Raw genomic sequence first — 17,576 nt, forward strand, 5'->3', positions numbered from 1 at the left:
TTGGTCACGGTCGCCGGACCGTGACTGTGTCAGCCCGACGACTCGGCCGCGTGCGGGCTCAGGGCGCCCGTCGCCACCAGCGCGATGATCACGATGCCGAGGGCGACGCGGTAGTAGACGAACGGCATGAACGACTTGGTGCTGATGAACTTCATGAACCACGCGATCACCGCGTATCCGACCGCGAAGGCGATCACCGTCGCGAACGCCGTCGGACCCCAGGAGACATGACCGCCCTCCGACGCGTCCTTGAGTTCGAACACACCCGAGGCGAGCACGGCCGGCATGGCCAGCAGGAAGGAGTAACGGGCCGCCGCCTCACGGGTGTAGCCCATGAACAGGCCGCCACTGATGGTCGCGCCGGACCGGGAGACACCGGGGACCAGCGCCATCGCCTGGCACAGGCCGTAGATCAGACCGTCCCGTACGTTCAGGTCCTTCAGGCCCTTGCGCTCCCTGGCCGCCCGGTGCTTCCCGCCGGTCTCGTCACGCGCCGCGAGCCGGTCGGCGACGCCGATGACGATGCCCATCACGATCAGCATCGTCGCGGTGATCCGCAGATCCCGGAACGGCCCCTCGATCTGGTCCTTGAGCGTGACCCCGAGGACGCCGATCGGAATCGAGCCGACGATCACCAGCCAGCCCATCTGCGCGTCGTGGTCGCTGCGCATCGCCTTGTTGGTGAGCGAGCGGAACCATGCCGAAAGGATCCGCCCCACGTCCTTGCGGAAGTAGATCAGCACCGCCGCTTCCGTACCCAGCTGCGTGATCGCGGTGAAGGCCGCACCCGGGTCCTCCCAGCCGGAGAACGCTGCCGTCAGGCGCAGATGCGCGCTGGAGGAGACGGGGAGGAACTCGGTCAGCCCCTGGACGAGTCCGAGGATGAGGGATTCAAACCAAGACATGAAGTTACGTGGTCCAAGCGCTGATCGTGGAAGGGCCGACGACACACCGGGCCGCCGTGCGCGAAGCGAAGGTCGGCGAGGATCAGGTGTGTTGGGGGCAGCCTAGCGGCCTCCGACGACAGGCCGAGCACAGGGGGCGGGGTCAAGGGGTGGCAAAGGGCGGGGTTCTCCAGATTGCTCACCCGCAGCGTCCACCCCGTGGACACCCCCACTGCGGTGTTGACCGGCCGCTCGAGCGGAACATACGTTGCCAGCGAAGAGAAAGCGCTTGCTGCCCCCGGATCAGGGTCCGGAGTCATCACGCGTTGGCCCACGTCAGTCATCGCGTCCGATGGAGTGCTGATCACGCACATGACCACACCCGCAACCAACCCCGACACCGCCCCCGCCGCCCCGGGGAGCCCTCCTGCCGTCGGCCTCACCGCACAGCCCTCGCCGGTCCCGCTCACCGGCCGTCGTATCCGGGCCGCCGTCATCGGGGCGGGCGCCATCGGGCGCGGGTCGCATCTGCCGGCGCTCGCCCAGCTGGCCGGCGAGGGCGAGACGGAGGTCGTCGCCGCCGTCGACATCAACGCCGACGCGGTGAAGGCGTTCTGCGCGGAGAGCGGGATTCCGCACGCGTACACCGACCTGGCGCAGATGCTCCGGGAGCAGCGGCCCGACCTGGTGACCATCTGTACGCCGCCCACCCTGCACCGCGAGCAGACCGTGGCCGCGCTGCGCGCCGGTGCCTGGGTGTGGTGCGAGAAGCCGCCGGTGCCGACGCTCGCCGACTTCGACGCCATCGAGGCGGAAGAGGGGCTCGGGGGCGGTCCGTACGCCTCGATCGTCTTCCAGCACCGCTTCGGCTCCGCGTCCAACCATGTACGGCGGCTGCTCGCCGAGGGGGCCCTGGGCCGGCCGCTCGTGGCGCACTGCCAGACCACCTGGTACCGCGACACCGCCTACTACGCCGTGCCCTGGCGCGGGCGCTGGCAGACCGAGGGCGGCGGGCCCGCCATGGGGCACGGCATCCACCAGATGGATCTGCTGCTGGATCTGCTCGGGCCGTGGAGCGAGGTGCGGGGCATGGCCGGACGGCTCGTGCACGACGTCGAGACCGAGGATGTCTCCACCGCGCTCGTCCGGTTCGCGAACGGCGCGCTGGCGACCGTCGTCAACAGTGTGCTCAGCCCCGACGAGGTCAGCCGTATCCGCATCGACTGTGAGCGTGCCACCGTCGAACTCACCCATCTGTACGGGCACAGCAACGCCGACTGGACCATCACCCCGGCGCCGGACGTGCCGCCGGCGGAGGTGGCCGCCTGGCGTGACTTCGGGGCGGACGTGCCGAGTTCGCACCTCGCGCAGCTGCGCGAGCTGGTCGCCAGCATGCGCGCCGGTGAACGGCCGCGCAGCAGCGGGGCGGACGGGCGGACCAGCCTGGAACTGATCACCGCGCTGTACAAGTCCGCCTTCACGGACACGACCGTCCGGGCCGGCGACATCGGCCCGGGTGACCCCTACTATGCGGCGCTGCACGGCGGTGCGCCCGGCTGGGCGCCCGCGAGCGGCGACGATGGCGATATTTCCGGTTCCGCTACCGAGGAGGCGTCCGCGTGACCACGTCCGAGGACCTGCGCATCGTCCACGCGCACGGCGACCGCATCACCGTGACCGAACCCGACACCGGGGTCGAGCTGTTCAGCTATGTGTACGGGCCCGAGGCGGCCTGGGAGGCGCCGAAGCCGTATCTGCACCCGATCCGGACGCTCGCCGGCAACGTCGTCACCGATTACCGGCCCAACGACCACCGCTGGCACAAGGGCCTCCAGCTGACGGCCTCGCACCTGTCGGGGTCGAACCTGTGGGGCGGCAACACCTATGTGCACGGCGAGGGGTATCTCGCCCTCCCCGAGCGCGTCGGCTCGATGGCCCACGTCGGCTTCGACGAGGTCGTATCGAGCGGGGGCCGGGTCGTCATCGCGGAGCGGCTCACCTGGCACCCGTACAGCGGGGAGCTGTGGGCGGAGGAGTCGCGGCGGGTCGAGGTGCACGACGTCGATCCGGCGGCGGGTTCCTGGGCGCTGACCTGGACGAGCGCGATCACCAACCGGCGTGACGAGCCGCTGCTCTTCGGCAGCCCGACCACCGCAGGGCGCGAAGCCGCCGGCTACACCGGCCTGTTCTGGCGCGGCCCGCGCGCTTTCCGGGACGGGCGCGTCCTCGGCCCCGACTCCGAGGGGCCCGGGCTGATGGGCGAGCAGGCGCCGTGGCTGGCGTACTCCGGCGAGTTCGACGGCGCCGACGGACACGCCACGCTGGTGTTCGCACACGCGCCCGAGAACGACCACCTGGGCAGGGAGGGCGCGCATCCCGCCCACTGGTTCGTGCGCAATGAGCCGTTCGCCGCCGTCGCCCCCTCCTGGGCCTTCCACGACGAACTGGAGCTCGCGCCCGGCGACACGCTCACCCGCCGCTACCGGGTCGTCGTCGCCGACGGGGAGTGGGAGCGCGAGGGCGTCGCCAAGTACCTGGAGGAGCACCCGTGGTGAGCGCGGCAAATGACGCAGCGGCCTTCGCGGGACTGCCCGGCGGCGTCGCCGTCTCGCATCTGTCCGTCTACGACTGGCCGGCCGTCGACGGTGTGTGCGGCGGAACTCCCCATATGCATCTGACCTGTTCGGAGGCGTACGTCGTCACGGGCGGGCGGGGCGCGGTGCAGACGCTCACGATGTCCGGGTACGAGGAGACGCCACTCGCCCCCGGCGCGGTCGCCTGGTTCACGCCGGGCACGATCCACCGGCTGGTCAACGAGGACGCACTGCGCATCACCGTCCTCATGCAGAACAGCGGCCTGCCGGAGGCGGGGGACGCCGTGCTCACCCTGCCGCCGCAATACCTGACCGACCCGGAGACGTACGCCGCCGCGACCGTGATCCCGGCCGACGCGCCCGTCGCCGAGCAGGAGCGGGTCGCCCGGGCCCGGCGCGACCTAGCCCTTGAGGGGTACCGGGCGCTGCGGGACGCCGAGGGGCCGGAGGCGCTGGCCGCCTTCCATGAGGCCGCGGCCGCTCTCGTACGGCCCCGGCTCGCCGACTGGCGCGAGCGCTGGCGGCGCGGCGCCGAGGCGGCGGCCGACGCGACGGGCGAGCAGCTCGACCGTCTGGAACGGGGCGACACGTCCCACCTCGCGGAGGCCGTCGTACGGGCCGAACAGCCTTCGGCGCACGGGAAGTTCGGGATGTGCGGGCGGCTGGACGTGTACAAGGGCACCCCCTAGGGAGGATGCCCGGAGAAGGCCTACGCCGCTGCCGGGCCTGGCATCAGTGCCCGCGCAGATGGTGTCGCTTGCGCCAGGCCACCACGGCGCCCACCACGGCCGGTACGGCGATGAACGCCATCGCGATCAGGAAGGCGGGAGAGGTGGGCGACGAGGCGCGGGCGCCCGCGACGACGTACGCGGCGGTGTTCGGGACGGACCCGAGGGCCGTCGCGATCAGGAACGGCAGCCAGCCCATGCGGGAGACGGCGGCGCAGTAGTTGGCGGCCCAGAAGGGCACCCCGGGGAACAGCCTCGCCGCCATCATCGAACGGAAGCCGTGCCGGCTGAGCTGACCGTCCGCGGCCCGGAGCCAGCGGGCGCGCAGCAGCGGGCGCAACGCGTCCTGGCCCAGGACACGGCCCAGGCCGAAGGCGGCCCCGGCACCCAGGACGGTGCCCGCGAGCGCGGCGGCGAGGCCCAGCTGGGAACCGAACAGCGCGCCTGCCGCGAGGTTCAGCAGTGGGCGCGGCACGAACGCCACGGTGCACAGTCCGTACGCCGCCCCGAAGACCACCGCCGCCGCGGCACCGCCGACCTGGGGTGGCCAGCCGTCGGCGAGCAGCCGCTGCGGTTCGAAGAGCAGGACGCACGACGCCGCGGCGCCGAGCAGCGCCACCAGGAGTGACAGCCGCGACCACGGTGAGAGCAGTGCTCTCGTGCAGCGCGCGGCGAGGCCGCTGGGCGGTGCGACGACGATGACGGCCGGGGAGAGCGGGGAGAGCTCCGTGGCGATGGCCGGGGGAGTGGCCGTGGCGGTGCCCCCAGAGCGGGTGGTGGCATCGAGCATTCGGCGAGATTATCCGAGGAGTATGTGTGATCGCCGTATGGGTCGTCTCAACGGTGGAACAACTGGGCGAACTCCCGGCGCGGTAGGTGACACGTGCCCCCGCACCCTGCGGAAACGCCACCCCGTGACATGCGCCACTGTTGTGGGCGCCGCCGCCCCCTCGAAGGCGTCGTCCCCATCGGCCCCGGAAAACCATTCGACGTGCGGTGACGCGTCGGCGATGATCGGCCTCATGTTCCGGTACGCCTTCCTCCTCGCAGCATCCGCAGTCGCGGATGCACCGAAGGCTGCCGTCCCGATCCTCGTGGCCGCAGTCGACGGCGCTCGAAGCTGACCCTTCCCGGATCGTCCGGCGGACCCCGTAGGGGGAGGGTCGGCGAACTTCCTCGGGGTCCCCGTCCCGGCCGCGTTCTCCGCGCCGGGACCATCACTCGGCACCGCTGAAAAGGCTTCGAGGTACCGCCATGTCCAAAACGGCATACGTCCGCACGAAACCGCATCTCAACATCGGCACGATGGGTCACGTCGACCATGGCAAGACCACCCTGACCGCCGCCATCACCAAGGTGCTCGCCGACCGCGGCTCCGGCACGTTCGTTCCGTTCGACCGGATCGACCGCGCCCCGGAGGAGGCCGCGCGGGGCATCACCATCAACATCGCGCACGTGGAGTACGAGACCGACACCCGGCACTACGCGCACGTGGACATGCCGGGCCACGCCGACTACGTAAAGAACATGGTCACCGGGGCCGCGCAGCTCGACGGGGCGATCCTCGTCGTCTCCGCGCTCGACGGGATCATGCCGCAGACCGCCGAACACGTCCTGCTGGCCCGGCAGGTGGGCGTCGACCACATCGTCGTCGCCCTGAACAAGGCCGACGCCGTCGACGACGGCGAGGACGCGGTGCTGACGGATCTCGTGGAGCTGGAGATCCGCGAGCTGCTCACCGCGCAGGGCTACGGCGGTGACGCGGTACCCGTCGTACGGGTGTCGGGTCTCAAGGCCCTTGAGGGGGACCCTCGTTGGACGGCGTCGATCGACGCGCTGCTCGACGCGGTGGACACGTATGTGCCCATTCCCGAGCGGTACCTGGACGCGCCGTTCCTGTTGCCGGTCGAGAATGTGCTCACCATCACCGGCCGGGGGACCGTGGTCACGGGCGCGGTCGAGCGCGGCACGGTTCATGTGGGCGACCGGGTCGAAGTGCTCGGCGCGGGTGTGGAGAGCGTGGTCACGGGGCTGGAGACGTTCGGCAAACCCATGGAGGAGGCGCAGGCCGGGGACAGTGTGGCGCTGCTGCTGCGCGGGGTGCCGCGGGATGCGGTGCGGCGGGGGCACATCGTCGCGGCGCCCGGCAGTGTCGTGCCGAGCCGCCGGTTCTCCGCGCAGGTGTATGTGCTGTCGACCCGTGAGGGTGGGCGGACGACGCCGGTGGCCACGGGGTATCGGCCGCAGTTCTACATTCGTACGGCGGATGTCGTGGGTGATGTGGACCTCGGTGAGATGGCTGTCGCGCGGCCCGGGGAGACGGTCACGATGACTGTGGAGCTGGGGCGTGAGGTGCCGTTGGAGCCGGGACTCGGGTTTGCCATCCGTGAGGGTGGGCGGACTGTCGGGGCGGGGACCGTGACAGCCGTTGTGTGAGGGTGGCTGATGTATGGGGGACTGCGGGCCCGGTTGTGGCTGGTCGCGCCCACGCGGCGGAGCCGCAGATAAGACACAGCCCCGCGCCCCTTTGGGGCGCCTCGGTGCAGGCACAATGATGACGTGACCGAGTCGATACCCGTTGCCCGTGCCGTCGATCACGGGTTCGCCAAGCTGATGCCCGATGTCGACCGTGAGCGTGCCTGGCTGCTCACCGTCGACGGGGCGCCTCAGTCGTACGTCGACCTCGACGAGCCCGAGCATCTGGAGTTCGAGTACACGCGCCGGCTCGGGCACGTCCTGGACACCGTCGCGGAGCCGGGGCGGGCGCTGGACGTGCTGCACCTCGGTGGGGGCGCGCTCACGCTGCCCCGGTATCTCGCCGCCACCCGGCCCGGTTCCCGGCAGGACGTCGTCGAGGCCGATCGTGGGCTCCTCGACCTGGTCGTCGAACACCTTCCGCTCCCCGTCGGCGCGGGCATCGCCCTGCACGCGGCCGATGCCCGCGCCTGGCTCGAAGCCGCCCCCGACGACTGCGCCGATGTGCTCGTCGCCGATGTGTTCGGCGGCTCGCGCGTCCCGGCGCACCTGACGTCCCTCACGTACGCCGAAGAGGCCGAGCGGGTGCTGCGCGGCGACGGCGTCTACCTCGCCAACCTGGCCGACGCCGCGCCCTTCGCCTTTCTGCGCTCCCAACTCGCCACGTTCTCGGCGGTGTTCGAGGAGCTGGCACTGATCGCCGAGCCGGGTGTCCTGCGGGGCCGCCGCTTCGGCAACGCGGTGCTCGTCGCCTCGCACCGCCCCCTGGACCCGGCCGCCCTCTCCCGACGCGTCGCCTCCGACGCCTTCCCGGCCCGGCTCGAACACGGGCCCGCGCTACGGGACTTCATCGGGGGCGCCGCACCGGTCCGCGACGAGGACGCGGTGCCGTCCCCGGAGCCGCCACAGGGGGCGTTCGGTATCGGGTGAGTTCGGGGTGGGCAGTGTTGTCAGCCGCCCGCGCTCTCCAACTCGCCCTTCGCCGACGCCTCCTGGGCCGCTTCCCGCGTGACCTCCTTCGTGCGCCGGGTGAGGTTTCGTACATCCCCTACGGACAGGGCCGCCGCTGTCACCACCACGATCAGGGCCGCGCAGCCCCACAGGGCCGGTGTGCGGCCGAAGGCGTGTTCCGCCGGGCCCGCCAGTGCCGTGGCGAGAGGGAGCATCGCGACCGAGCCGAACCAGTCGTACGCGGAGACGCGGGAGAGCTTGTCCTCGGGGATCTCCTGATGCAGCGCGGTCATCCAACTCACGCCGAACACCTCCTGCGTCACGCCGGTCACGAACATCACCGCGCAGAGCACGGCCATCGGCGCCGGTACGGCGAGCGCGGCGGCCGGCAGGGCCAGCGGGAACACACAGAGCGTGCCGGCGAGCAGCAGTCGGCGGGGTTTCCAGCGCATCATCAGCACGGCACCGGCGACCGTGCCGGCCCCGAACGAGGCCAGCGCCAGCCCCCACGGCCCGGCCCCGCCGAGGCTGTCGCGGGCCACGAGCGGGCCGTAGACCGACTGGGCGGCGCCGATGACCGCGTTGGCGACGGCGAACTGGAGGACGATCACCCACAGCCAGGACCGTCCGGCGAACTCCCGCCAGCCCTCCCGCAGATCGGCGAGCATCCCGCCGCCCGGCTCGCGCGCCGGGATGTGACTCACGTCGAGGAAGGAGCGCAGTGCCCCGGCGACCGCGAACGCCACCGCGTCCACCGCGAGGACCCAGCCGGGACCGAGCACGGCGACCATCGCGCCGCCGAGGGCCGCACCGCCCAGCCCCGCGCTCTGCATCGCCATCCGGAACGCGGCGAAAGCGCGGGCAGCCTGGTCGCCGTCGACAGAGGACAGCAGCATGCCCTCGGCCGCGGGGCTGAAGAACGCCTGCCCGGTGCCGCCGAGGGCGGTCAGGAGCATCATCTGCCACAGCTGGGGCTCCCCGGCCAGGACGAGCACCGCGAACGCCGCCTGCGAGAGGCAGTTGAGGGCGTTGGCGGCGACCATCACATGATGCCGGGGGAGCCGGTCGGCGACCGCGCCGCCGATCAGCAGGAACAACACCAGCGGCAACGTCCGGGCCGCCGCCACCAGGCCCACGTCACCGGCGTCGCCGCCCGCCTCCAGGACCGCGAACGCGGCGGCGATCATCGCCCCGTTGCTGCCGAGGTTCGTCACGACCGCCGAGGCGGTCAGCAGGCTGTAGTTACGGCCGGCCCAGGAGGGGCGGCGCGGGCGTATGGCGGGGGAGTCGGCGGAGGTCACCGGGCGACTATCGCCGCCCGCCGCCGACTTGCCAATCCATTTCCGACCGGCCCCGACCAGGACCGGCCGGTTTCAGCCGGTCACGAGCGACCGCCGCTTCCAGTCGGTCATCGGCGCCCGCGGTGCCCCGCCCCGTACGTTCCTCACGCGCCGGTCGGGTCTCCGTGCAGCCGTACCGTGCTCAGGATCTGCATGATCGTCTTTTCGGGGACCTCCCCGGTGACGCCCGTCGCGCCGTACAGGCTCCACGCCACGTAGTCGCCGACCGAGTTCTTGAAACCGAAGGTGATGGCCTTGCCGTCACTCGCGCACTTCCCCGTCTGGGGCGTGTTCTTCGAGTGGGCCCGGGCGAAGCTGCCCGTGATGCCGGACTTCGTCGTGTACGGCGTCGCCTTCTCGTCGAGGACGAGGCTCTTCTTGTCCGGCTGCGTGTAGCCGCCGTAGACCCACCAGGGGACCTGGTTCACGGCGACCTCGTCGGCGTTCTTCGCGCCGCTCGCACCCTTGGTGCCCACGGCTGCGAGCGCGGTGTCCGACGTACGGCCGTCCTTGTCGTCGTCCGACACGCACCACTTCGACTTGTAGTACGCGGGCGCCGACATGGTGATGAGCGGCTTGGTGTCGGCCTTGGCGTCGGTTTCCTCGAAGCCGATCAGTGTGCCCGGCGTCTTCACCTCCCAGTCCGCCGGGACGTCGAAGGCGGTGCCCCACTTCGGATTCACGACCACCTTCCAGCCGGCGACGGTCGGCTGCTCGGCCTGGGAGTCGCGCGGGTTGTCGTCGGAGGCGGATGCAGACGCGGAGGGCGGACCGTTCGGGTCCGCGGATTCCGCCGCGGGTGTCGACGCGGGCGCGGAACGGCCGGACTGCTTGTCCTTGTTGTCCGAGCCCGCCTGCTCGTCCTTGTCGCCGCCCAGGACCAGGAAACCGGTCACCCCGGCCGTGATCACGACTGCGGTGGCCGCGACGATCGCGGTGATCTTCGTCCGGTTTCCGCCTCCGCCCGATGGCGGCTGCGGCGCGCCCGTCGGCGTCGGGGCGCCCCAACCCGGTTGCGGGGGTTGGGAATAGGGGTTGGGCTGCGGATACCCGGTCTGCTGGTATCCGGGCTGCTGGTACGGGTTCGGCTGCTGATAGCCCGGCTGCTGGTAGGGATTGTGCGGCGGGACCTGCGGATGGCGCGGGTCCTGCGGGTTCTGCTCGCCCCCGGGCGGCTGCTGTTCTGGCCACATGGCCGGTAACGATACGGCGGTCTAGGGGCCGAAGCTGGCCCGAATGAGCTACTCACGGGTAACATATGGTCATGAGCCCAGACCAGCTATCGATCGGCGAACTTCTCACCGCCACGGTGCCGATGGTTCGTACGCTGAACCTCGAGTACCTGGAGACCACTCCGGAAAGGGCTGTTCTGGCCCTGCCGGACCAGGGCGAGTACCGCAACCACGTCGGCGGACCGCACGCCGGAGCCATGTTCACGCTCGGCGAGTCGGCGAGCGGGGCGGTCGTCCTCGCGGCCTTCGGTGATCAGTTCTCCCGTGCCGTACCGCTGCCCGTCACCGCCGAGATCGCTTTCAAGAAGATCGCGCTCGGCCCCGTCAAGGCAACCGCGACCCTCGGCCGCCCTGTCGCCGAGGTCGTCGCCGAGCTCGACGAGGGTAAGCGCCCCGAGTTCCCGGTGACCGTCGCCATCCAGCGCGAGGACGGCGCCGTCACTGGCGAGATGACCGTCGTCTGGACCCTCCGCCCGAACAGCTGACAGGCGTCCCGCAACAGTTGACCGGCTCTCAGGAGCCGCTCCGACCCGGAGGTCCACGGACCTGCCGGGTCTTCCCTCTTTTCGGGGCGCAGTCGGCCTGTGCGTCCGTGGTGGTGATCAACTCCTGGCGGACCTAGGTGAGTTGGCTGCCGATGCCCCGCCCGGCGGCGTACGGTGTCGCTCTCGGCGACCGGTACCCCCCGCTGGGTCGGAAGTTTGAAGATTGTGTGTGCCGTCCGGGTGTTCATGCACACAACTCGGCACTCGCTCGGAGTGAAATTTCGAATGCCGGTACGGATACCGCCGGTAACACATCTGAATTGCTCTCGTTTTGAACTTCGGTCACTCGAACTCCTTGTTTACCGCGAGATGGGTGTGCGAGTGTGAGCCAACTCGCGCGGGGGGCGGAGGTCGGATCCCCCTTTTCCCGCTCGGGATTCCGTGCCGGTCGACCCGAAGTCCCCAAGTGACGAGTCGTAGGTACGAACCAATCAGGCATGACTTTCCCGTGGATGTGCAATTCGCTTGTGCCGTCCTGCGGCTTGGAAGGAATTGGTTCTGTGCAATCCCCTCACCCACCGCGTCCGCCCTACCCTCCTCGTCCCGGCACCAGCCCGGGGGAATCCGACATGAACCTCGCCGCGCAACTGCGTGGGCGGGTCGAGGGTGAGAGCGCGTACGCCGTCGCACTGCTGCTGGCGCGGCACTGGCAGTCGACGTACGACTACGCGGCCATCTGTCTCGCGGCCGAGGGGGACCTCGCCACCATGGCGGCCACGTCGGCCTTTCATCGGGTGCTCGGGCGGCTGGAGCGTGGTGAGTCGAATCAGGCGCTGCGGCCCCAACTCCTCGTAGCAGTAAGGGAAACGGTCCGGGAGTGGTCCGCCGAGGACGGTATTTCGGTGCTGCTTCCGGAACTCCGCAAACCCACTGGGGCGCGTGGTCTACGCGCGGCGAGGGCCCGGACATCCGAAAAGCGGCAACTGGCCGAGCGGTCATTCCGCGTCCTGCCGAGAGCGGCCCAGTGCCTGCTCTGGCACGCCGAGGTCGAGGCCGAGCCCCTTTCCGTACCGGCCGGTCTGTTGGGAGTGGACTCCGCAAGCGCTTCGACGGCGTTGGAACAGGCCCGCGAGCAATTCCGCACCGCCTGTGTACACGCCCACCGCGAACTCGCGCCGACCAAGGAATGCCGCTTCTACAACCGCCTCCTCGACGTCCCGATCCGACGCGGCGGCGCCCTGTTGCCCGATGTGGAACAGCATCTGCTGGGTTGCCGTCACTGCCGGTATGCCGCCGAGCAACTCAGCCATTTCGAAAGCGAGCTCGGCACTCTGCTCGCCGAGGCGATGCTCGGCTGGGGAGCACGCCGTTATCTCGACTCCCGGCCGGGGCGTGGTGCCCCGGGTGTCTTCCCCGGCAGACAGACCGGCCGGGGCGGCGGGCGCCCCGGCAGCGGTGGCCGTCATCGCCTCATGGCCCGTCTCCCGCTGCCCGACGAGCGGTTCACCCTCCCGAAAGGGCGCACGCGGGCCGTGGCCGTCGGGGTCGGCGTCCTCTCCTTCGCGCTGGTCGCGAGTGTGCTCGGCGCCCGCGGCCGGTCGGACGAGAGCACCATGCCGACGGCCAACTGGGGCGCGGCGAGCGGCTACTCGGCCGGAACGGGTTCCGCCTCGCCCTCCGCCGGACAGGGCTCGGTCAGCTCCTCGCCGCGGGCCGGCGATTCACCGTCGGCCGGCCCCGCCGGCTATCCCGGCGTGACGGAACGCGGCAGGCTGCGCCACCTCGCCACGGGCCTGTGTCTGGACATCCGTGGCGGCCGGGTCGTGGCCGGCGCCGGGACCCGGCTCGCCGTGTGCTCGTCCGCCGCGACGCAGCAGTGGTCGTACGAGTACGACGGCCTGCTGCGCAGCCTCGCCGACCCCAGACTGTGCCTCGACTCCCACTCCGCCGACGGCCAGGTCTTCCTCTCCGGTTGCGTCGGGTCCAACGCCGACGAGGTTCGCTACGACCTCACCGTCCAGGGCGAACTGCTGCCCCACTGGCGCGAGGAACTGGTCGTCGCACCCGTCTCGCTCCGCGCGGGTGCGGATGTCGTGGTCAGGACGAGGTCCGGAGCGGCGGGGGAGAAATGGACGCTCGACCCCGACCCGTCCGCGTCCGACGACTCCGCCAAGAAGGGTGACCGGCAGGAGAGCGTCGGGGCAGAGGGCGGCAAGAAGGGCAAGGACGACAAGGACGCGACGGGCGGGGAGCCCGGACACAAGGAGGGTAAGGAGAAGGGGGAGGGCGGTGCGGGCGGTACACAGGGGCCCGGGTCCGATGCGGGAGACGGGGCTTCGGGATCCGCCGGGTCGTCCTCGCCCGCGCCCACGGTCTCGCCCTCGTCCGAGACCACTTCCGGCGAGCAGTTCGAGACGCGGTACGTCACGGACGACGGCTCCGAGGAGCCCGCGCCCGTCCCCGCGACGGGGGCCCTCCCGCCGCAGCCGCTGGACGCGGCGCAGCCGGTCGTCGCCACGGTGGCACAGACGCTCGGCTCGTTCACGGGGGTCTTCGGTTCGCTCGCGCCCAGGTGATTGACACGAGTCGGCCTGTCGCGTCCTGGCGGTCCTGGTCGTCGGGATGCGGAGGAGCCTCGGTGTCACCCCGACCCGGTAGGCTTCCCGGCGTGCGCCCGTGGCCGGGCGCGCGCCGGGAACGCAGACGTACCGGGCGTACGGCGAGATCGGAAGGAAACCGGCGTTGCACGTGCAGGAATGGCTGGAGACGATCCCCGCGGTCAGTATCTACGCGCTGGTAGGACTGGTCATCGGGCTGGAGAGCCTGGGCATTCCGCTGCCGGGCGAGATCATTCTGGTCTCCGCCGCGCTGCTCGCCTCTCAGCACGGCGAGATCAACCCGTTCGTCCTCGGCGCCTGCGCGAGCGCCGGCGCGATCATCGGTGACTCCATCGGCTACGCCATCGGCCGCAAGGGTGGCCGGCCGTTGCTGGCCTGGCTCGGGGCGAAGTTCCCCAGACACTTCGGCGAGGGGCACATCGCGACCGCCGAGCGGTCCTTCGAGAAGTGGGGCATGTGGGCGGTCTTCTTCGGCCGCTTCGTCGCGCTGCTGCGGATCTTCGCGGGGCCCCTCGCGGGTGTGCTGCGGATGCCGTACTGGAAGTTCCTGATCGCCAATGTGCTGGGCGGGATCATCTGGGCGGGTGGGACGACTGCGGTCATCTACTACGTGGGTGTCGTCGCGGAGTCCTGGCTGAAGCGGTTCTCGTGGTTGGGGCTGGTGTTGGCGGTGTTGTTCGGGCTGACGTCGATGCTGGTGTTGAAGCGCAAGGCGAAGAAGGCGCAGGGTGCTGTGCGTGAGACGGAGACCGTGGGGGCGGCGGAGTGATGTCGGGCGCGGACTCGCTGTGGCTTGTCGCGCCCACGCGGCGGAGCCGCACATAGATACAGCCCCGCGCCCCTGTCGGGGACGCGTTAGTCCCCGTGGATCTGCTGGTGGGCCTTTGCCAGTTCCGCGTAGTGCGTGCCGTTCAGGGTGACGCCCTGGCGCTCCTCCTCGGTCAGCTCCCGGCGTACCTTTGCAGGTACCCCCGCGACCAGTGACCCCGGCGGCACCTGCATGCCCTGCGGTACCAGGGCCTGGGCTGCCACCAGTGAACCCGCGCCGATCACCGCGCCGTTCAGGACCGTCGCGCCCATGCCGATCAGGCAGTCGTTCTCGACCGTCGCGCCGTGCACTACCGCGTTGTGACCTACGGAGACGCGGTCGCCGATGGTCACGGGGAAGCCGGGGTCGGCGTGCAGCGTGCAGTTGTCCTGGATGTTGCTCTGGGCGCCGACGGAGATCCGTTCGACGTCGCCGCGCAGCACCGCCCCGTACCAGACGCTCGCACCCGCCTGAAGGGTCACGTCCCCGATCACCGAGGACGTGGGCGCCACGAAGGCATCCGCGTCGACTTTCGGGTCCCTGCCGCCGATACCGGTGATCAACGCCTTGTGCGTCATCTCGCCTCCTGGTCCTCGAGTACGTCAGACCGTACGCCACCTCCGTGGGGCGAAGATCACAGGTGTGCGGCATGCTGGGCCCGGCCGGCCGTGAGTACGGTGTGCGGGTGCCCAAGCCCAAGAACACGTTCTCGTCATGGCGGCGTCGGCTGGCGCAGCGCGCGGTGCACGCGGGCTGGGCCTGGGTGCAGCGCACGGGTTCCGTGACCGCCGACAATCCTGGGCGGCTGAACTTCCGGGCGATGGGAACAGGTACCAGGCTCGCCTTCCCGCTGGGCACGGTTTTCGGTGAACCCTGGATCGAGCTGGGATCCCACTGCATCGTCGGCGAGCAGGTGACCCTGACGGCGGGCCTGATGCCGGACCTCGATCTCGGCCCGGTCCCCATCCTGCGCATCGGCGACGGTGTCGTCCTCGGGCGCGGCAGCCATGTCATCGCCGACACGACGGTCACCATCGGCAGCGACTGCTACTTCGGGCCGTATGTGTACGTGACGTCCACCAACCATTCGTACGACGATCCGCACGAGCCCATCGGCAAGCAGTGGCCTCGAATGGAGCCGGTGGAGATCGGGCCGGGCTGCTGGATCGGCACCGGTGCGGTGATTCTGCCGGGGGCGCGGATCGGGCGGAACGTGGTGGTGGCGGCCGGTGCGGTGGTACGCGGGACGGTGCCCGACCACGCGGTGGTGGCGGGGGCTCCGGCCAGGGTCGTACGCCGCTGGACGCCGGCCGGGGGCTGGCGGCCGCCGCTGCGGACACCGGCCCCGACACCGATCCCCGAGGGGATCACTCCGGAGCAGTTGCGGGCGTTGGCGGAGCTGGACGCGGGGGCGGCGGCGCGGCTGGCGGAGCTGGAGCGCGCCGCGGACCGGGCTGAGTCCTGATCCGGCGGTCGCGGTGAGCAGCGCTCCGCGGGAAGTGCGGTATTGACGCTGCGGGTCCGGTGGGGGCTGGTCGCGCAGTTCCCCGTGCCCCTGAAAAGGCGCCCCTTCAGGGCTGCCCCTTCAGGGTTGTCCGTTCAGCCTGTTGCCAGCAGGAGCGTGCCCACCAGGGCCAGGCCCGCGCCTGCCGCCTGGATCGCGCGTAGGCGTTCGCTGAGGAAGCCGCGTGCCGCCAGGGCGGTGACCACCGGGTAGAGCGAGGCGAGTACGGCGGCCACGGTGACCGGGCCGTGCTGGGCGGCGATCGAGTAGGTGCCGTTGGCGGCCACATCGGCGAGGCCGACGAAGCCGAGCGCGGGTAGCAGGCGCCAGGGGAAGCCGCCTGTCGGGAGGGCGGCGCCGCCTCGGCGGACCGAGACGTACAGCGCGGCACTGCCGACGGCGACGTTCGTCACGCGCTGGACGAAGAGCGCGAGGAACAGGCCGGTGATGGTGGTCGACGCCTCCGCGATCAGGGCGAAGACCGTGCCGAAGCCGAACGCCGCGAGCAGCGTGAGCAGGATCGCCTGCCGCTGCACGGGCGCGCCCCTGAGCTGCGGTCCACCCGCGAGCACGACTCCGACGACGGCGACCGCGATCCCCGCGAACTGGAGCAGCCCGGGGCGCTCGCCGAGGAAGAGCCCGACGCTGATGGGGACGGCCACGCCGAGGGAGCCGAGCGGGGAGACGACCCCCATCGGGCCCAGGGCGAGCGCCTTGTAGAAGGAGAGCAGGGCCACCGGTCCGGCGAGGCCCGCAGCGACCGCGAACCAGAGCCGCGGACCGGCCTCGCTCCAGCCGCCGGTCAGGACCACGATCGTGCCGAGTACGACCGCCGCGATCGACTGCGAGACCACGACCACCGTCAACGCGGACATGCGCCGGGTCAGCAGCCCGCCGCCGAAGTCGGCCAGCCCCCAGAGCAGGCTGGTGACCAGGGCGAAGAATGCGGTCATGGAGGCGCCTCGCAGTACAGTGGAGTGAACGATTAAGTGCACCACACCGTAGTACAGTGAAGTGAACTCTGTCATCCATAATTCTGCACTTCTTGCGCTCGGGAGAGTGCGGCAGGATGAGGGGGCTGAGAACAAGAGTGTCGGACGAGAACTTGGATGGAACGTTGTCGGACCTCGACCTGCTGACCCAGTCGCTGGCGCGCAGTGTGAAGCGCTGGCGCGCCGAACGTGGCTTCACCCTGGAGACGCTCGCCGCCCGTGCCGGGGTCAGCCGCGGGATGCTCATCCAGATCGAGCAGGCCCGCACCAACCCCAGCCTCGGCACGGTGGTGAAGATCGGTGACGCGCTCGGCGTCAGTATCACCACCCTGCTCGAACACGAACAGGGCCCGAAGGTCCGGGTCGTCCCCGCCGACCAGGCCGTACGGCTGTGGCACACCGACGCCGGCAGCTACAACCGGCTCCTCGCGGGCACCGAGGCACCGGGCCCGCTGGAGCTGTGGGATTGGCACCTCATGCCCGGCGACACCAGCGCGTCCGACCCGCACCCCGCGGGCACGTTCGAGATTCTCCACGTCACGGCGGGCGAACTGACGCTCACGGTCGACGGAGTCGAACACCGGGTCCCGGCGGGCGCGAGCGCCACCTTCGAGGCCAATGTCCCTCATATGTACGGCAATGACGGCACGGAACCGCTGGAGATGCTGATGTCCGTGTCGGTCCCGCCGGTGAGCTGAGCCGCTCGGCCGCGGGTTCGCCCACGGCTGTGGGCGTGCCGTCGTGCGAGCCCCCATCGGAGAACAGACCCGGAAATGGGCGGACACCGCCGTCTCGTGGCGCACTACGGGCCCTCGCCGCGTGTCTCGTCTTCTCCACCGCGTCGTCGACCTGCCCGGGGTGCTGGTCGGCAGTGGGCGGCGACGCGGCAAGCTGCTGGTGCCGGGGAAGGTGTTCGCCGAGCTCCCGGGCGCGGTGGTGGTGGCCGGGCTGGGCGTCAACTGACT

Annotated in this window: 16 protein-coding genes and 1 pseudogene; 11 read left to right on the forward strand and 6 right to left on the reverse strand. The window is 70.8% G+C overall.

The genetic code is table 11. The features are described 5' to 3' along the window. Positions 1-29: 29 nt before the first annotated feature. Entirely contained in the window at positions 30-905 is an 876-nt protein-coding gene (locus tag OG734_RS41290; protein ID WP_330292500.1) for an undecaprenyl-diphosphate phosphatase, read from the reverse strand. 351 nt (positions 906-1,256) lie between these two features. Here OG734_RS41290 and OG734_RS41295 point away from each other — a divergent pair, with 351 nt between their 5' ends. The 3 genes from OG734_RS41295 (at position 1,257) to OG734_RS41305 (ending at position 4,167) form a co-directional block, all read left to right on the forward strand. Then, on the forward strand, positions 1,257-2,507 hold the full coding sequence (locus OG734_RS41295; RefSeq protein WP_330292501.1) for a Gfo/Idh/MocA family protein: 1,251 nt from the start codon (positions 1,257-1,259) through the stop codon (positions 2,505-2,507). Beyond that, positions 2,504-3,439 carry a PmoA family protein gene (locus OG734_RS41300; protein WP_330292502.1) on the forward strand — a complete coding sequence of 312 codons (936 nt, stop codon included), beginning with the start codon at positions 2,504-2,506 and terminating at the stop codon, positions 3,437-3,439. The genes OG734_RS41295 and OG734_RS41300 overlap by 4 nt, the downstream gene beginning before the upstream one ends. A gap of 113 nt (positions 3,440-3,552) precedes the next feature. Further along, the gene (locus OG734_RS41305; RefSeq protein ID WP_330293977.1) at positions 3,553-4,167 is read left to right on the forward strand and encodes a cupin domain-containing protein; all 615 of its coding nucleotides are present in this window, start codon (positions 3,553-3,555) and stop codon (positions 4,165-4,167) included. A 43-nt stretch (positions 4,168-4,210) separates the two neighbouring features. On the opposite strand, the gene OG734_RS41310 is transcribed toward OG734_RS41305, so the two are convergent. Next, complete coding sequence (locus tag OG734_RS41310; RefSeq protein WP_330292503.1) at positions 4,211-4,996, reverse strand: TVP38/TMEM64 family protein; 786 nt, start codon at positions 4,994-4,996, stop codon at positions 4,211-4,213. A gap of 464 nt (positions 4,997-5,460) precedes the next feature. On the opposite strand from OG734_RS41310, the gene tuf reads away from it, so the two are divergent. Continuing rightward, positions 5,461-6,642: an elongation factor Tu gene (gene tuf, locus OG734_RS41315; protein ID WP_330292504.1), complete on the forward strand. Its 1,182-nt coding sequence runs from the start codon at positions 5,461-5,463 to the stop codon at positions 6,640-6,642. 123 nt (positions 6,643-6,765) lie between these two features. Beyond that, on the forward strand, positions 6,766-7,611 hold the full coding sequence (locus OG734_RS41320) for a spermidine synthase (RefSeq protein ID WP_330292505.1): 846 nt from the start codon (positions 6,766-6,768) through the stop codon (positions 7,609-7,611). A gap of 20 nt (positions 7,612-7,631) precedes the next feature. Here OG734_RS41320 and OG734_RS41325 read toward each other — a convergent pair whose 3' ends face one another. Both OG734_RS41325 and OG734_RS41330 read right to left on the reverse strand, forming a co-directional pair. Continuing rightward, the gene (locus tag OG734_RS41325) at positions 7,632-8,933 is read right to left on the reverse strand and encodes an MFS transporter (RefSeq protein WP_330292506.1); all 1,302 of its coding nucleotides are present in this window, start codon (positions 8,931-8,933) and stop codon (positions 7,632-7,634) included. A gap of 143 nt (positions 8,934-9,076) precedes the next feature. Continuing rightward, the gene (locus tag OG734_RS41330) at positions 9,077-10,165 is read right to left on the reverse strand and encodes a hypothetical protein (RefSeq protein WP_330292507.1); all 1,089 of its coding nucleotides are present in this window, start codon (positions 10,163-10,165) and stop codon (positions 9,077-9,079) included. Positions 10,166-10,236: 71 nt separating this feature from the next. Here OG734_RS41330 and OG734_RS41335 point away from each other — a divergent pair, with 71 nt between their 5' ends. The 3 genes from OG734_RS41335 (at position 10,237) to OG734_RS41345 (ending at position 14,076) form a co-directional block, all read left to right on the forward strand. Then, on the forward strand, positions 10,237-10,689 hold the full coding sequence (locus tag OG734_RS41335) for a DUF4442 domain-containing protein (RefSeq protein WP_330292508.1): 453 nt from the start codon (positions 10,237-10,239) through the stop codon (positions 10,687-10,689). Between the two features lie 629 nt (positions 10,690-11,318). Further along, positions 11,319-13,265 (forward strand): RICIN domain-containing protein, encoded by a 1,947-nt coding sequence (locus OG734_RS41340; protein WP_330292509.1) that lies wholly within the window; start codon positions 11,319-11,321, stop codon positions 13,263-13,265. 166 nt (positions 13,266-13,431) lie between these two features. Then, complete coding sequence (locus OG734_RS41345) at positions 13,432-14,076, forward strand: DedA family protein (RefSeq protein WP_330292510.1); 645 nt, start codon at positions 13,432-13,434, stop codon at positions 14,074-14,076. Positions 14,077-14,162: 86 nt separating this feature from the next. On the opposite strand, the gene OG734_RS41350 is transcribed toward OG734_RS41345, so the two are convergent. Further along, positions 14,163-14,693, reverse strand: coding sequence for a gamma carbonic anhydrase family protein (locus tag OG734_RS41350; protein WP_330292511.1), 531 nt, complete (start codon positions 14,691-14,693; stop codon positions 14,163-14,165). A gap of 107 nt (positions 14,694-14,800) precedes the next feature. Here OG734_RS41350 and OG734_RS41355 point away from each other — a divergent pair, with 107 nt between their 5' ends. Beyond that, positions 14,801-15,580, forward strand: coding sequence for an acyltransferase (locus tag OG734_RS41355; protein WP_330293978.1), 780 nt, complete (start codon positions 14,801-14,803; stop codon positions 15,578-15,580). A gap of 134 nt (positions 15,581-15,714) precedes the next feature. Here OG734_RS41355 and OG734_RS41360 read toward each other — a convergent pair whose 3' ends face one another. After that, entirely contained in the window at positions 15,715-16,572 is an 858-nt protein-coding gene (locus OG734_RS41360) for an EamA family transporter (RefSeq protein ID WP_330292512.1), read from the reverse strand. 164 nt (positions 16,573-16,736) lie between these two features. Between OG734_RS41360 and OG734_RS41365 the strand changes: the two genes are divergently transcribed. Together OG734_RS41365 and OG734_RS41370 are read left to right on the forward strand one after the other, a co-directional pair. Next, positions 16,737-17,309 (forward strand): helix-turn-helix domain-containing protein, encoded by a 573-nt coding sequence (locus OG734_RS41365; RefSeq protein ID WP_330292513.1) that lies wholly within the window; start codon positions 16,737-16,739, stop codon positions 17,307-17,309. 142 nt (positions 17,310-17,451) lie between these two features. Continuing rightward, positions 17,452-17,574: pseudogene (locus OG734_RS41370) on the forward strand (YbaK/EbsC family protein); the annotation flags it as partial. Positions 17,575-17,576 lie beyond the last annotated feature (2 nt).

It is taken from the genome of Streptomyces sp. NBC_00576 (assembly GCF_036345175.1).
Classification (GTDB): Bacteria; Actinomycetota; Actinomycetes; order Streptomycetales; family Streptomycetaceae; genus Streptomyces.

Bases quoted from the DNA above. Each gene is read 5' to 3' on its own strand.
- OG734_RS41290 (WP_330292500.1), bottom strand. From the start codon at position 905: ATGTCTTGGTTTGAATCCCTCATCCTCGGACTCGTCCAGGGGCTGACC.
- OG734_RS41295 (WP_330292501.1), top strand. From the start codon at position 1,257: ATGACCACACCCGCAACCAACCCCGACACCGCCCCCGCCGCCCCGGGG.
- OG734_RS41305 (WP_330293977.1), top strand. From the start codon at position 3,553: ATGCATCTGACCTGTTCGGAGGCGTACGTCGTCACGGGCGGGCGGGGC.
- OG734_RS41310 (WP_330292503.1), bottom strand. From the start codon at position 4,996: ATGCTCGATGCCACCACCCGCTCTGGGGGCACCGCCACGGCCACTCCC.
- tuf (WP_330292504.1), top strand. From the start codon at position 5,461: ATGTCCAAAACGGCATACGTCCGCACGAAACCGCATCTCAACATCGGC.
- OG734_RS41330 (WP_330292507.1), bottom strand. From the start codon at position 10,165: ATGTGGCCAGAACAGCAGCCGCCCGGGGGCGAGCAGAACCCGCAGGAC.
- OG734_RS41335 (WP_330292508.1), top strand. From the start codon at position 10,237: ATGAGCCCAGACCAGCTATCGATCGGCGAACTTCTCACCGCCACGGTG.
- OG734_RS41340 (WP_330292509.1), top strand. From the start codon at position 11,319: ATGAACCTCGCCGCGCAACTGCGTGGGCGGGTCGAGGGTGAGAGCGCG.
- OG734_RS41350 (WP_330292511.1), bottom strand. From the start codon at position 14,693: ATGACGCACAAGGCGTTGATCACCGGTATCGGCGGCAGGGACCCGAAA.
- OG734_RS41360 (WP_330292512.1), bottom strand. From the start codon at position 16,572: ATGACCGCATTCTTCGCCCTGGTCACCAGCCTGCTCTGGGGGCTGGCC.